This window comes from Priestia megaterium (assembly GCF_009497655.1).
Lineage (GTDB): Bacteria > Bacillota > Bacilli > Bacillales > Bacillaceae_H > Priestia > Priestia zanthoxyli.
In genome coordinates, this window is sequence record NZ_CP023317.1 from 1,881,949 (window position 1) to 1,895,856 (window position 13,908).

The 13,908-nt window shown below is 38.5% G+C and carries 14 protein-coding genes; 9 read left to right on the forward strand and 5 right to left on the reverse strand.

What is annotated here, in order from left to right:
• Nucleotides 1-15 precede the first annotated feature (15 nt).
• A complete protein-coding gene (locus tag CEQ83_RS09420) occupies nucleotides 16-582 on the reverse strand; it encodes a peptidoglycan-binding domain-containing protein (protein WP_098999860.1) in 567 nt (188 codons plus the stop codon).
• A 550-nt stretch (nucleotides 583-1,132) separates the two neighbouring features.
• Between CEQ83_RS09420 and CEQ83_RS09425 the strand changes: the two genes are divergently transcribed.
• Together CEQ83_RS09425 and CEQ83_RS09430 are read left to right on the forward strand one after the other, a co-directional pair.
• The gene (locus CEQ83_RS09425; protein ID WP_034264529.1) at nucleotides 1,133-2,125 is read left to right on the forward strand and encodes a YibE/F family protein; all 993 of its coding nucleotides are present in this window, start codon (nucleotides 1,133-1,135) and stop codon (nucleotides 2,123-2,125) included.
• Entirely contained in the window at nucleotides 2,122-2,904 is a 783-nt protein-coding gene (locus CEQ83_RS09430; protein ID WP_048021337.1) for a YibE/F family protein, read from the forward strand. The genes CEQ83_RS09425 and CEQ83_RS09430 overlap by 4 nt, the downstream gene beginning before the upstream one ends.
• A gap of 168 nt (nucleotides 2,905-3,072) precedes the next feature.
• On the opposite strand, the gene CEQ83_RS09435 is transcribed toward CEQ83_RS09430, so the two are convergent.
• Together CEQ83_RS09435 and CEQ83_RS09440 are read right to left on the reverse strand one after the other, a co-directional pair.
• Nucleotides 3,073-3,774 carry a hypothetical protein gene (locus CEQ83_RS09435; RefSeq protein WP_033578742.1) on the reverse strand — a complete coding sequence of 234 codons (702 nt, stop codon included), beginning with the start codon at nucleotides 3,772-3,774 and terminating at the stop codon, nucleotides 3,073-3,075.
• Nucleotides 3,775-3,846: 72 nt separating this feature from the next.
• The gene (locus CEQ83_RS09440) at nucleotides 3,847-4,533 is read right to left on the reverse strand and encodes a hypothetical protein (protein ID WP_228123048.1); all 687 of its coding nucleotides are present in this window, start codon (nucleotides 4,531-4,533) and stop codon (nucleotides 3,847-3,849) included.
• Nucleotides 4,534-4,824: 291 nt separating this feature from the next.
• Here CEQ83_RS09440 and CEQ83_RS09445 point away from each other — a divergent pair, with 291 nt between their 5' ends.
• The 4 genes from CEQ83_RS09445 to CEQ83_RS09460 all read left to right on the forward strand — a co-directional run bounded on the left by CEQ83_RS09445 (nucleotide 4,825) and on the right by CEQ83_RS09460 (nucleotide 9,424).
• Entirely contained in the window at nucleotides 4,825-5,175 is a 351-nt protein-coding gene (locus CEQ83_RS09445; protein ID WP_049164181.1) for an ArsR/SmtB family transcription factor, read from the forward strand.
• Between the two features lie 15 nt (nucleotides 5,176-5,190).
• Nucleotides 5,191-6,489, forward strand: a complete 1,299-nt coding sequence (locus tag CEQ83_RS09450; RefSeq protein ID WP_033578744.1) for an arsenical efflux pump membrane protein ArsB — start codon at nucleotides 5,191-5,193, stop codon at nucleotides 6,487-6,489.
• Between the two features lie 265 nt (nucleotides 6,490-6,754).
• Entirely contained in the window at nucleotides 6,755-8,908 is a 2,154-nt protein-coding gene (locus tag CEQ83_RS09455; protein ID WP_154991437.1) for a DNA topoisomerase III, read from the forward strand.
• A 117-nt stretch (nucleotides 8,909-9,025) separates the two neighbouring features.
• Nucleotides 9,026-9,424 carry a PaaI family thioesterase gene (locus tag CEQ83_RS09460; RefSeq protein ID WP_098626762.1) on the forward strand — a complete coding sequence of 133 codons (399 nt, stop codon included), beginning with the start codon at nucleotides 9,026-9,028 and terminating at the stop codon, nucleotides 9,422-9,424.
• A 4-nt stretch (nucleotides 9,425-9,428) separates the two neighbouring features.
• On the opposite strand, the gene CEQ83_RS09465 is transcribed toward CEQ83_RS09460, so the two are convergent.
• Nucleotides 9,429-10,058 carry an NUDIX hydrolase gene (locus tag CEQ83_RS09465; protein ID WP_049164191.1) on the reverse strand — a complete coding sequence of 210 codons (630 nt, stop codon included), beginning with the start codon at nucleotides 10,056-10,058 and terminating at the stop codon, nucleotides 9,429-9,431.
• A 136-nt stretch (nucleotides 10,059-10,194) separates the two neighbouring features.
• Here CEQ83_RS09465 and CEQ83_RS09470 point away from each other — a divergent pair, with 136 nt between their 5' ends.
• Together CEQ83_RS09470 and CEQ83_RS09475 are read left to right on the forward strand one after the other, a co-directional pair.
• A complete protein-coding gene (locus CEQ83_RS09470) occupies nucleotides 10,195-10,884 on the forward strand; it encodes a DUF421 domain-containing protein (protein ID WP_228123063.1) in 690 nt (229 codons plus the stop codon).
• 119 nt (nucleotides 10,885-11,003) lie between these two features.
• The gene (locus CEQ83_RS09475; protein WP_154991436.1) at nucleotides 11,004-11,183 is read left to right on the forward strand and encodes a hypothetical protein; all 180 of its coding nucleotides are present in this window, start codon (nucleotides 11,004-11,006) and stop codon (nucleotides 11,181-11,183) included.
• A gap of 23 nt (nucleotides 11,184-11,206) precedes the next feature.
• Here the strand turns inward: CEQ83_RS09475 and CEQ83_RS09480 are convergent, their stop codons facing one another.
• Nucleotides 11,207-12,724 carry an alpha/beta hydrolase gene (locus CEQ83_RS09480; RefSeq protein ID WP_154991435.1) on the reverse strand — a complete coding sequence of 506 codons (1,518 nt, stop codon included), beginning with the start codon at nucleotides 12,722-12,724 and terminating at the stop codon, nucleotides 11,207-11,209.
• Nucleotides 12,725-12,980: 256 nt separating this feature from the next.
• On the opposite strand from CEQ83_RS09480, the gene CEQ83_RS09485 reads away from it, so the two are divergent.
• The gene (locus CEQ83_RS09485) at nucleotides 12,981-13,892 is read left to right on the forward strand and encodes an AEC family transporter (RefSeq protein WP_028413669.1); all 912 of its coding nucleotides are present in this window, start codon (nucleotides 12,981-12,983) and stop codon (nucleotides 13,890-13,892) included.
• Nucleotides 13,893-13,908 lie beyond the last annotated feature (16 nt).

Consider the following 13,908-nt stretch of genomic DNA (forward strand, 5'->3'; position numbering starts at 1 on the left):
TATCTGCAAATAGATTTAATTGGATTCTTCAATCACATCTCCACTTTTGTAAATATGATACCAGCCTATGGTACCTGATCCCCCTTGATCCATCCAGTCTTTATTTTTTGCTACGAATCTATAGTAAGCTTTATCGTTGTTATCTTTCCGTAAGCGGTCGTCTGTACTGAAGACAATGTTGTCACCGAGTTCTTTTTTACCGAATGCAATAGCCGTGCTGACAGGAAATTGCTTTCTTTCTACCTTGTTCTCATCTAAAGCTGCCCATGTTAAGGGGCCAACAATACCATCTGGAGACAAGCGGTGATCGGTTTGAAATTCTTTTACTACAGTTTGCGTTCGCGTACCGAAAATGCCATCAACTGATGTGTTATACTTCACATCCTTTAAGCTTTGCTGTAAGTCTCTTACGTAGCTAGAGTGGGAACCTTTACGAAGCGTAGGCCTCGTTTCTGCTTTAGCTTCAATTTTTTGTGAGTAGGCATCTTTAGCAGCTGCTTCAGTAGTTGGAGTGCTGAATGCTACGCATGTTGTTGCAAGCGTAAGAGTAGAAAGCATGACAAGTGTTTTTTTCGTTAACATGAAATAACCTCCTTGTTTTTAGCAACTATTTGTCGCTTTTCATGAGCTTTATAACTAATTAGTAGCTATAAAGTCAACTTATTATAGCGCAGGCAGTTTTCTATTTGTTTTTATATTCCTATGATTATATAAGATAGTCATAAAAAACTAGTGAAGTAGATAAATCGTTCTATGTTTTCACTATAATTTCATTTTTCTCTGGTACAGTACGGAAGGAAAAAACAGCAGGTTTAAGCGTCTTGTGTACCTGGAGTATGTCTTGCTCTATAACGCTCATAATAAACGAATGAAAAGACTGCAAAGGGAATTTGGATCTCTTTGCAGTCTCTTCATGTTCAAAAGCTCTGCGTTCAACTGATAACCAGAAAGGAAAGTATTTATGTCTACTTTGTATGCTCAGCACATAAGGAACCTTTTTTCGAAAATAAAGTCCAATAAATCATCACGGAAACAAATTTTTCTCTACATATTAGGGATTTGCTGTTTGTGTATAGCGCTCATTGTAACAAACCACAATTATTCTCTTTATAAAAAACCAATAGCTCAGGTAGTGAAGACGAATGTTGTAGAAAAAAACAAATCTGCTGATTTAAATCATAACAAAGATACCGTATACTCTCAGGAAATTGTTGCTAAAATAATGAACGGAAAATATAAAGGAAGGCTTATCCATTTAGAGAATACGTACTCATATTCAGGTGCTTATGATCAAAAGTATACTGTCGGAACAGATCTTTTTGTCTCCTTAGAAAAGAATTCACAGCATGCTCTAAATGGAACGATTGAAGGAGTGAAGCGGGACAAGCAGGTTACCGCTGTCGCTGGTTTATTTATATTAATTTTGCTGGCTATTGGAAGAAAACAAGGTTTTTATTCAATCATTAGCTTATTTATTAATATTGTTCTTTTAATCGGGGCCCTCAATGTATATTTAGCACTAGGAAATGTGAGCTTGCTAGCTGTATGTATTGTTGCGGTCGTTCTTTTTACGGTTATTTCTTTGTTATTAGTAAGCGGTAATAAAGAAAAAACGCATGTAGCAATTATTTCAACTTTAATAGGTACATTTGTTTCTCTTTTAATCGCGTATGGTGTCATGCAACTGACAGATTCTAATGGCCTTCATTATGAAGGAATGGAGTTTGTGACGATTCCTCCTCAAAAAATATTTATGAGTGAGGTATTAATAGGATCTTTAGGAGCTGTTATGGATGTAGCGATTACGATTACTTCTTCTGTCTATGAACTATATGAAAAAAATAAAGAGATCGCGCGCAAAGATTTACTGAAATCAGGCAAAGAAATTGGCGGAGACATCATGGGAGCTATGACGAATATTTTATTTTTTTCATATATAAGCGGAACAATCCCAATGGTTCTTCTTTATTTAAAGAATGGCTCTCCTCTAGGATATACGTTTTCGATGAATTTCTCCTTGGAGTTAATCCGTGCTCTTACTGGCAGCATTGGCATTGTTTTAACGATTCCCATTACACTCTATCTTTCGATTCTTTTTATTTTTAGAAAGGGGAACAGAAAGTGAACGTTTTACTATTGCTTGCTCTTATTTTATTTATTCTGATGAGTGTTGTGGGCGGAAAAAAAGGAATCCGGTCTTTCCTTGCGCTGTTCTTGAATTTTGGCGTTATTTTTCTCACCATTCTCTTTATGCTGTCTATAAAAAATACGATTGTTGTTACGTTAATCGCTTGTACAATCATTAGCTGCATTAATTTATTTTATATTAATAAATTCAATCATAAAACGCTTGCTGCGTTTGTTTCAACGATTATTACCTTAGCTGTTTTAGTACTCTTTATTTTTATTATTGAACATCATGCAATGATTCAAGGATTTGGAGAAGAACAGGAAGAAGAAATTAACGCTTTTTCACTTTATGTTGGAATTGACTTTGCTAAAATAGCCATTTGTACAATTATTATGGGTGCCATAGGAGCGATCATTGATATTTCGCTATCTATTTCGTCTTCTATGAATGAATTATTTGTTCATGATCCGTCCGTAACTAAAAAGAATCTCTTCAATTCTGGTTTGAAAATCGGAAGAGATATTTTGGGCACCACAACCAATACACTGTATTTTGCCTTTGTAGGCGGATATTTGACGTTAATTATCTGGTTTAAGAGATTGTCGTATTCGTTTGGAGACATTATCAATTCAAAAACCTTTTGTGCAGAAGTCATTTCTATTTTAAGCGGGGGCATTGGTGTAGCCATTATTATTCCGATTACCTCTTGGATTAGTGCCTCTATTTTCTTACAAAAAAGAGAAAAAGGGAAGCAGTACAAGGAAATAAAGTAGAGAAGCGTATGGACAAATAAAAACAGAAAGTCATAAGAAACTGCCCCTCCAATGGTTAACCATTGGAGGGGCAGTTCAAATTAACCTCGGCCTATTTGTGGGATTTTGAGAGGAAACTAGGTGGAGGATGGGAGTTGTAATAGCATTAAGGATTACAATCTGTTTTTCTTACTGATAGATAATACGAAAAGGCCAAGAAGCAGAATTTACAGGAGAAGCAGCTTTTACAAGGACCGTCTCACCATTAGCTGGAAGCAGATTCTTAAAAGCATAAATTCTACGTTCACCTCTTGGGGATCCACGTCCTCGAGAGGTCTTTTGAGGTATAATATTTCGTTCATTTTTTGGGTCAAGTATCCAGTGTACGTACCAAATCTGACGTAAAAATTGTCTGTTTGTACTTTGTGGACGTTCATCAAATATACAGTGATTCACTTGGCCTGTCCAATATAGATATCGCCCGTTTCCTATATGCCATTCATCTTCTGACCGATATCTGATTCCTACACATTCACCGGGATAGATAATATCAGGGATGTTGTAATGACTTTCTCTTTGACAGCTAGGGTCACTATATTGTGTATAAGGTGTGACTTCTACCTTTTCCAATTGATTTTTTCTAAAATACAAATATTGCTGCGTGACTTGCCCTGTCGTTCGATTTACGGCTCGGTGACTTAGAAGAATACCATTATAGGTCTGTAACTTTGTGTTATCGATGCTTCTTGTAACCGTTAAGGTACCGGCATTTGAGCTTATGACGCCGCCTACTAATCTTCCATTATGAACACAGTACCCGTTTCTGCATGATGCACCGGCATTAGCTCGATATAGAACTCCTACGCATGTCCCACTAGTAATTAGAGTCAATTATATTCACCTCACATTTCAACGTTGTTTATAGAAATAGCTTTCGAAAGTACTCTTCGTTTGAAGTGATTTCTATAGATCATCCGGGCCATATTGATAGGAAGGCTGTGTTTGAATAAAATAGCCATTTCGTACTTGAGCTACCCAGTTTTGAAATATTTCTCTCCATTCAACACGGTTAAAAAACTCATCAAGCGGCTTTGAAGAATCCCATTCAATGATAAAGAACGGAACTACTGATGGATTCCATACGCCTATACTATTGACACCTGCTTCTTTGATAAGAAGTAAAGGCAGGCCTCGTTGGTAACCCATGCTTGGCTCTATTTGTAAAAATGGAGCACCTTCCCATGATGGTGGCGGAGGTGTACCGCCGGGAATATTCGTCATGGTATAATTGGCGAAGACTTGCTGCATATTCACCGCAATCAATCCATAGCTAGAGAGGATCATTCGGCGAACGCTTGTAATCGTTTTATTAGGATATTGCTCCGTATCAGGCAGTGTACGAGGGAAAAGAAGAGCACGTTCAATTTCATCAATTAAACGATTAAGAAATCTTGTTTGAGTAGCATTAAGCATAGAAGGGTGGCTGAGGAATACAGGAATTTTATAAGCTCTGTCGGCTGTATTTTTTAAAGGCATTTTAGGGGCAGCAGAGGGGGATACTTTATCGTCTCTAAGAGAGTAAGGCTTGTCTACATAATATTTACCATCTTGCGGATTATAATAGGAATAATGTTTTTTAATCGTAATCATCCTTTCTTATTTTTCTCTATATTTTATTCAGATAGACAAAATAAGTATGTATGTTTGTCCAAGGACATTAGTAGCATTTTTACGAGAAAACATATCTATATTATCGTATGTTAGATTTGACTTAAATTAGTAGGGGAAAATAATTTCTTAAATCCAATCCTTAAACAACTACTAAATCACTCTTAGTTCACTAAAAAATTGTAAATCAGTTAAAAATCAATTATAGTAATGAAGCATTAATACATAAGCCCATTTATACATCAGCTGAAAGGGAGTAGGAGGTGTTCATTAATGAGTACAAAATCTATAGATAGTATTGAAAAGGCAGCTCAAATCTTAAAATTATTGGGAGATAAAACAAGGCTTTCGATGGTGAAATTAATAGAGAACAATGAATGCTGTGTGTGTGAGTTCGTGGATATCTATCAAGCTAGCCAACCTTCAATTAGTCAGCATTTGCGAAAATTAAGAGATGCTGAGCTTGTGAAGGAAAGAAGAAAAGGGCAATGGGTTTTTTATTCTCTTAATAAAGAAAGCCAGTACTATGAGTTTGTTCTAGGTATACTTGAATCTGTACCAAGTCAGGACGAACGTTTACAAGAGCTAGAAAAACAAGGACTGCGTATTAGTTGTTGTGAATAATTGGAGGTTTAAAAAGTGGCATCAGTTGTACTAGCATCATTGATTTTTTTAGTAACACTAATTTTTGTCATTTGGCAGCCGAAGAATTTGTCAATCGGCTGGTCGGCTTGCGGGGGAGCTATCCTTGCTTTACTGGCAGGCGTTGTTGATTTTCAAGACGTCCTTGAGGTAACCAGCATTGTGTGGAATGCGACTCTTACGTTTATTGCTATTATTATTATTTCTTTAATTTTAGATGAAATTGGTTTCTTTGAATGGGCAGCGCTTCATATGGCTAGAGCTGCAGGAGGGAACGGCGTGCGTATGTTTGTCTACGTGTCTCTTCTTGGAGCCGTTGTAGCAGCGCTATTTGCTAATGACGGAGCAGCTTTGATTTTAACACCCATTGTTTTAGCCATGGTTCGGGCATTAAAGTTCGACGACAAAATGGTTTTTCCGTTTATCATCGCAAGTGGATTTATTGCGGATACAACTTCGCTGCCGCTTGTTGTTAGTAACTTAGTGAATATCGTATCAGCCGACTTCTTTGGCATTAGCTTTTCTGAATTTGCATCACGCATGATTGTTCCAGATTTAGTTTCTCTGTTTGCAAGTATTATGGTCTTGTATCTGTATTTCCGCAAAAGAATTCCTAAGAAATACAATGTAGCAGATTTGCAGAAGCCAGTGGATGCCATCAAAGATGAAAAGATGTTCCGGCTATCTGGAATTGTCTTAGTTTTGCTAGTGCTAGGCTATTTAATTGGAGAATTCTTTAGCGTCCCCGTTTCGATCATCGCAGGTATTATTGCTATTCTGTTTTTGATGATGGCAAAAAAAAGCCGAGCGGTTCATACAAAAAAAGTGCTAAAGGGAGCTCCATGGGCGATTGTCTTTTTCTCTATCGGCATGTATGTCGTTGTATACGGCTTGCGTAATGCTGGTTTAACAGAAATTCTGGCTGATGTGATCCAAGCAACGGCTAGTCATGGACTGTTTGCGGCAACAATTGGCATGGGATTCACTGCCGCTATTCTTTCATCAATTATGAACAATATGCCAACCGTTATGATTGATGCACTAGCAATCGATGCAACACACGCAGCTGGCACAATCAAGGAAGCGCTCGTTTATGCAAACGTCATTGGATCGGATTTAGGTCCGAAAATTACCCCGATTGGTTCTTTAGCAACGCTTTTATGGCTTCATGTTCTCTCAACAAAAGGCGTGAAAATTTCCTGGGGAACGTATCTTAAAACGGGTATTATTTTAACGATTCCGACATTGTTTATTACGCTTGTTGGTTTGTATATTTGGCTATTAATTATTTCATAACATGTCCTAAAAGAGATGTGTTTCAGTCAATAGGATAATCGCTGTTATTAGAAAATTTTAGATGTGTATCGAAGCTGTAGAAAATAATCTACAGCTTTTTTATTGAAAAAGTATAACGGACACTGACACGCTTTTAAAATGGGCTATGTATTTCTCATTGAAACTACTTTTCTCTCCATTCATACTCCAACAGCTCTTTCTATGATAAAATAATAAAACTGACTAAGTTTCACATGGAAATTTGAAATGTAAGGTGATTAAATACATGAAGTTAATTATTGCAGAAAAGCCGGATCAAGGATCGACGCTCGCTTCACAGTTCAAGCCGAAGCGTCACGACGGCTATTTAGAGATTCCACCGAATGAAGTGTTTACAGACGGAGCATATGTAACGTGGGCAGTGGGGCATTTATGTCAGCTTGTGAGCCCGGAAGATTATAAGCCGGAGTGGAAAAAGTGGTCAATTGACACGCTGCCGATGATTCCAGACCGTTTTCAATATGAAGTGACGCGCTCAAAAGCAAAGCAGTTTCAAGTGGTAAAAAAATTGCTTAAAAAGCCGACGGTCACAGAAATTATACATGCGGGAGATGCGGGACGCGAAGGAGAATTAATCGTCCGCAATATCATTCAGCTGTCAGGTGTGCATAAGCCGATGAAACGATTGTGGATTTCTTCGTTAACGCCAAAAGCCATTTATGATGGGTTTCAACAGTTAAAAGACGAAAGCGACACGCGCAACCTTTATTATGAAGCCTATACAAGAGCATGCGCGGATTGGGTCGTTGGGATGAATGCTTCACGCGTGTATAGCATCTTATTGAAAAAGCATGGGATGTCAGATGTTTTTTCAGCAGGGCGCGTGCAGACACCAACGCTTGCTTTAATTGTAAAGCGTGAAAAGGAAATTGATAATTTTAAATCAGAGCCTTTTTGGGAAGTGCTTGCTAAGTTTGATATTGAAGGAAAAAAGTATGAAGGCAAATGGCATCAAGACGGAGAGTCGCGTCTTAAAGAAAAAGAAATGGCGTATAAAATTGCTCAGTTTTGCGAAGGAAAAGACGCACAAGTTCATGAACTCGTAACGGAGCGAAAAGAGTTCCAGCCGCCTTTATTATTTAACTTATCATCACTTCAAGCAACGGCGAATAAAGCGTTTAAGTTTTCACCTAAAAAGACGCTTGATGTGCTGCAAGGGCTGTACCAGAAAGGAATTGTTTCTTATCCACGATCAGACTCAAACTACGTAACAGAAGGCGAAGCGGAAACGTTTCCTGAGATTTTAGAAAAGCTGAGTACTTTTTCTGAATATGAGCATTTATTTCCGCTTCCTTACCCTTCAATTTTAGGAAATAAACGCTACGTAAATGCAAAAAAAGTGAGCGATCACTATGCGATCATTCCAACGGAACAAGTGAAGGACCCTAGCAAACTATCAGGAGACGAACAGAAAATTTATGACTTAGTCGTAAGACGGTTAATTGCGGCACACTACGAAAAAGCGATTTTCGACTACACAACGATTACGACACTTGTGGCAAAGCGAGCAGCTTTTATTTCAAAAGGAAAGCAGCAAATTCAAGAAGGCTGGCGCAAGGTAATTTTTCAAAATGAGAAAGACGACGATGTCATTCTTCCGAATGTTCAAGAAGGCGAAGAAGGTAAAGTTATTAAGGTAGACGTAAAAGAAGGCAAAACACAGCCTCCAAAACGCTACACCGAAGGTCAGTTGATTACATTGATGAAGACAGCAGGTAAGCATTTAGATAATGATGAGCTGGAGAAAATTTTAGCAAAATCAGAAGGGTTAGGGACGGAAGCTACGCGCGCTGGAATCATTACAATGCTTAAAGATCGTAAATATATTGATGTGAAAAAAAACCAAGTGTTTGCGACTGATAAAGGAAAGGTATTGATTGACGCGATTGGAGATAAAATTTTAGCTTCACCAGAAATGACGGCTAAGTGGGAGCAGCGTCTAGCTGAAATTGGAGAAGGAGCAGCATCGGCCGCTACTTTTATGGAACAAACAAAGAAACTTTCAGCTAAAATTATCGAAGACGCTGTCGAAGCAGAAAGTAAGTGGAATTTCAGCGGATACGACACTGAATCCATTCAGCGAAAAGGCAAGGGAAAAGGTAAAAGTTTTTCTTCTAAATCGTTTGGTCCATGTAAGCTTTGCGACGGAAAAGTAGTCGATAAAGGTTCATTTTACGGATGCTCAAACTATGCAAAAACAAAATGCACGTTTACCGTATCAAAAAAGATTTTAGGTAAAACAGTTACTCAAGCTAATTTAAAAAAGCTGTTAAGCGAAGGACAGACAGATTTGATTGAAGGTTTTAAAAAAGGCGACAAGACTTTTAACGCTAAGTTAGAATGGAAAGAAAACAAAGTGCAGTTTTTATTTGAAAAGTAGAGGGATAAAAAGCGCTTGCTAAAGATAAAGAGCAGGCGCTTTTTGTATGTAAAAACAGGAGTTTTCCAGCCTTTCTAGAATTTCCTACATAGCTTATTTATGTAAAGGATGAGATTAATGAAACGAACGAGTAAAGGGATGATTCCGTTTTGGGATTATATTGGCATTGAAGAAACGCTGCTTGAAAAAGGATATGCAGAGTTGAAAATTACGATTCAACCGCAGCTTCTGCAAGGAAGAGGAACGGTTCATGGAGGCGTTATTGCCACGCTTATCGACGCGGCTGTTGGTTCGGCTGTACGTTCTTCTCTTTCTGAGGAGGAAAGTGCCAGTACAGTTGAGTTAAAAGTAAATTACACAAGGCCGGGTATAGGCGAATATTTAGTTGCAAAGTCTACATTGTCTCACCGCGGCAAAACGCTTGCTGTTGGAGAAGTGAAAATTGAAGACAGCAGCGGCAAGCTTGTTGCGCTTGGCAGTGCAACATATATGATTTTTTCAGCAAAAAAAGCTTAGGATTCTAAGCTTTTTCTGCTGAATTCAGCTGCTGACTAATACATGCAATAATTGTTTTATAGTAAGCTTTGGGATGGGGAGCAAATTCACTTTTATGTGCTGTACGGTGAATTGGCTCTTTTTCATTTGTTATCCCTTCAATGATCAGTTCTGTTTGATTTCCAAGCCACAGTTCGCAAAAGTTAGAAAAAGGCGCTTTTACAAGTCCTGATACTTCTTCTTGCTGCAACGTAAACGCACTAAGAGGGTGAGAGCTGTAGTATAAAAATACATGTGCAAATTCTTTATCAACATAGTGCGGCTGAGATACTTCGTATTTAAAGACATCTAAAGGAAGCAATTCATCAAATGAAATGTTGACGCCGAGCTCTTCGTGAATTTCTCTTACACCGTCCTCAGCGGTTTCTGTATGAAGCAAATGTCCGGCAGCTGTGATATCGAGTGCACCGGGGTAATCTTGCTTTTGCTCGCTGCGAATTTGGAAATAAATATAGTCTATATCATTTTCGCGGCTGACAAACCAGCAGTGAAACGCTTCGTGCCAATAGCCTTTTTCGTGAACTTCTTTGCGAGACGCTGTTCCTATGCGCTGCTGTTGGTTGTTAAATATGGTTAACACTTCATCGTTCATCATAAGTCCCCCAATTTGTTTCCTACTTCTTTCTACTCTAACCTGCCGTGAAAGGTATGTAAATAATGGAAGATGAAAATCTGCTTTGATACATACAAATATGCACAAAATAAAAGATACATCAATTTTAGTAAAGAAGGTGCATGCGTTGAATCATTGGATGGAAGTAGTACTTCGTTCGGTGCTGATTTTACTTGGCTTGTTTTTTATTACAAAGCTGTTAGGAAAAAAACAGTTATCCAAACTTTCTTTTTTTGAATATATCGTTGGCATTACGATTGGAGATATTGCGGGAACCATTTCAATGGACGTAGATTTACAGGCAAGTCATGGGGTAGTCGCGATTTTAGTGTGGGCATCGTTTCTTATTTTTGTCTCAAACGTATCGTTAAAAAGTATTAGCTTTCGAAAGGCGGTGGAAGGGACGACGACGATCCTCATTAAAGAAGGAAAAATTCTTGAGGAAAATGTAAAAAAAGAAAAATATACCGTAGATGAGCTCATGGAACAGCTTCGGAAAAAAGACATCTTTTATGTGGAAGACGTAGCTTTTGCCATGCTCGAAACAAACGGCGAATTAAGCGTGCTGTTAAAAAAAGAAAAGCAGAACGTTACGCGTGAAGATTTAGTACTGAAAGAAGAACATACAAGATTACCTCAAACGATTATCATGGATGGAAATATAATGAAAGAAGCGGTTCATGAGCTGGGGTATAGCGTAGCGTGGGTTAAAGAACAGCTCAAAGAGAAAGGTGCTGCAGTCGACAAAGTATTTTTAGGGCAAGCAGACTCAGCGGGTCATCTCTATCTTGATTATTATGAAGACTGAGGCTAGGACAAACGTATTTTAGCCCAAGTGAAAAACGAACCACTAATCAACATGTTGATTAGTGGTTCGTTTTTTTGTGATGGTACATATCGTTTTATCTGTTTCGTTCCCTCTAGCAGTTGATTGGAGGGCAAGGTGAAGACTCCTGCGGAAAAAGCGGATCAGGTGAGACCCCGCAGGAGCGCAAGCGACGAGGAGGCTCAGCGGCCGCCCGCGGAAAGCGAAGCCTTGCACGGAAATCAACTTCGGTGTCACAAGCAGTCCAGCTCATGTATCTCATTTGTTCGCCTTTAGGCTGAATTCATTTCGTTATGTCTCAGCCTCAGCGGGGATCTACTTCTCGTCCAGATTTTATGTCGATGACTTTAAGGCTGTCTTTTGGTGCTTTAATATCTTTACTTGCAGGCGCTACTTTTTTATTTTCTACCCAGTCTACTAACAAATCAAAAGATTGATGAGCATATGGGAGCAGGGGCTGAAGCTCTTGATTTGGATCCGTTTGTTTATTCCACACTAAGCTATCAACGTGATTTCCGTTTTTCACAGTATAAAGGCGATGAAGATTTGCCTTGCCAGCTTTTTTAACGAGTTTTTCATAGCCTTCGGCGTGAATAGACGGGAAGATAAGTGAATCGAGAGAGCCAGTCATACTGATAAGAGGCACATCGATATCGCCCGTATTTTCTACTTTTGCTACATTTTCTTTTACGCTTTTTGGACGGGTTTGATAGCGATAATTTTCAAAGATATAGTCCCATGAACGGTCGCGCAGGCCTGATGAAGTAAAGTTTAAATAGTTGTGCCAGTTTGTTCTTCCTGGAGCTGTCGGATCAAAATGGTCACGGTAAATGTTTAAAGTAACCGCCCAGTACACTTGATCATGGTAATTCCACAGTTTTTCTGATCCTTTGGGAAGGCCGGCTTTATACATTTGTTTAATAGCTTTTTTCTGCTCTTTTCCCGTTCCGTACAGCGCTTCTTCCGCGTTGTTTACAACCGGTGTTAGTGAGCTGATTAAATTTGGCGCTTTTGCACTCCACAATACGCCTTCCCAATCGACGCCTCCATCAAATAAACGAGGCTCTTTGGTTTGTTTTGGATCGTCGTGTTCAAGTGCGTATCTGACAACGTATCCGCCGTTTGAAATGCCAATTGCATACGTGGGTACTTTATGATCGTTTCGAATCAAATCGCTTGCAGGGTTTTTTCGATTAGCCGGATTGATTAGTTTGTCTGAGTAATGAGTAGTCAAGTATTGCTGAGCTGCTTTTGTCATTTGACGATAGCGCATATTCCATTCTGCTACGCTGTCGTCATCGTTAGCAAGCGCATTTTTTACTTTAGCAAAAGGATCGGTAGGGTCACTTTCTCCTTGCGTTCCTTTATCAATCGCGGCAAACGCATAGCCTTTTTTAAGAACGTAATCGCTGAATAATAAATCGGTGGACGTTTCGTTGCGCGTAGCAGGAATGCCGGCTACCACAAGTTTTCCATTCCAGTTATCAGGAACCCGGATGACGAACTGAGCGTCTTCAAAAATTCCATTTACTTGCGTTCCTTTAACCGCAGCGGGCTGATTGATTCGATACCAGCCTGATTCATCTTCAGCTTTTCCCCAGTTATAAGGAGTAAGCCCGATGTTTCCATAGAGCGTAGCCAGCTGATATTGAGCGGGGTTTTTAGTCGTCAGCCAATTCCCGTTCGCTCCGTCAAAATAGGTTTCTGCTGATTGATCAGCATTTGGAATGACATCTGTTTTGTTAGCAGCTTCAGCAAGAGATCCTGAAGCGGAAAAACAAAGAGCAGCAGAAAAAGTAAGCGCTATCATTTTTCGTTTCACGTTTCTTCCTCCTCATGAAAATACTCATACCTTTTAAGTAAATTCCATAAAAAAGAAAAATGTCCTGTTTTAAAATCAATTTAGAAAAAAGTTTTTGCGTTTGTTTCTAAGCTGTTTTTGTCTGACAAATAGGTAAACTGCATCCAATTCTCTAGTTTCTTTTTAGGCTGCTTATATTATAATGAAACAAGGATTAAAAAAGACAGGGTAAAACAATCGATTAAATAAGTATAAAAGAAGGTAAGGGAGTAGGTCTATGAGTAGCTTTAACAGTCAGTTTTTGTATTCCATTACAATTATTCTATTAGGATACATACTAAAACGAACAAACCTCCTTCAGCAAAAAGACGGGGAAGCTTTAGCAAGAATTATTTTTAATATTACAATGCCTTGCTTGATTATTGTTACATTCAGCAGTATTAAAATTGATGGATCGCTTATTTTACTATTAGTTATTGGGATTGTCTATGGCTTGCTGTTAGCTGCAGTCGGAATTTTTGTTTTTCGAAAAGATGAGCGAAAGGTGAAAGGCATGCTGACGATGATGATTCCAGGGTTTAATATTGGAATGTTTGCCTATCCGTTAGTAGAAGGCATTTGGGGAAAAGAAGGGCTTAAATACTTTGGTATGTTTGATGTCGGAAATGCTTTTGTTATTTTTGTTTTATGCTACGTAATTGGCAGCTACTACTCAGGGGATGATATTGACATTGAATTTAAAAAGATTTTATACAAAGTATTAAAATCGATGCCGCTTCTGACCTATGTAATCATTTGTCTTCTTGCGATTATAGGCCTTCATTTACCAGCATATGTATTAGACGTCTCAGGTATTATCTCTAAAGCGAATATGCCGCTTTCTCTTTTGCTTTTAGGCGTATATTTAAATTTTTCGTTCCAAAAAAGCTACTTAAAAAAAATTATCATGTTTTTAAGCATTCGCTACGTGATCGGACTTGGCGTAGGAATTGCGCTGTTTTTCTTGCTTCCATTTGAAGATATGTTCCGGTATACAATTTTAGTTTGTTTCATTCTACCCGTAGCGGGATCCGTTTTACCTTACGCAGTAGAATTCAAATACGATCAGAAATTTGTCGGGACCGTTTCAAATATGACCATTTTGCTTAGCTTTTTGCTGCTGTGGGGAATGACAAATATTTTAATGTGAATAACAAAGGACGCTC

What these genes read in the sequence shown, in the direction of transcription:
- CEQ83_RS09485 (WP_028413669.1), top strand. Translation starts at nt 12,981, where the DNA reads ATGAGTAGCTTTAACAGTCAGTTTTTGTATTCCATTACAATTATTCTA.
- CEQ83_RS09465 (WP_049164191.1), bottom strand. Translation starts at nt 10,058, where the DNA reads ATGATGAACGATGAAGTGTTAACCATATTTAACAACCAACAGCAGCGC.
- CEQ83_RS09460 (WP_098626762.1), top strand. Translation starts at nt 9,026, where the DNA reads ATGAAACGAACGAGTAAAGGGATGATTCCGTTTTGGGATTATATTGGC.
- CEQ83_RS09455 (WP_154991437.1), top strand. Translation starts at nt 6,755, where the DNA reads ATGAAGTTAATTATTGCAGAAAAGCCGGATCAAGGATCGACGCTCGCT.
- CEQ83_RS09440 (WP_228123048.1), bottom strand. Translation starts at nt 4,533, where the DNA reads ATGATTACGATTAAAAAACATTATTCCTATTATAATCCGCAAGATGGT.
- CEQ83_RS09420 (WP_098999860.1), bottom strand. Translation starts at nt 582, where the DNA reads ATGTTAACGAAAAAAACACTTGTCATGCTTTCTACTCTTACGCTTGCA.
- CEQ83_RS09445 (WP_049164181.1), top strand. Translation starts at nt 4,825, where the DNA reads ATGAGTACAAAATCTATAGATAGTATTGAAAAGGCAGCTCAAATCTTA.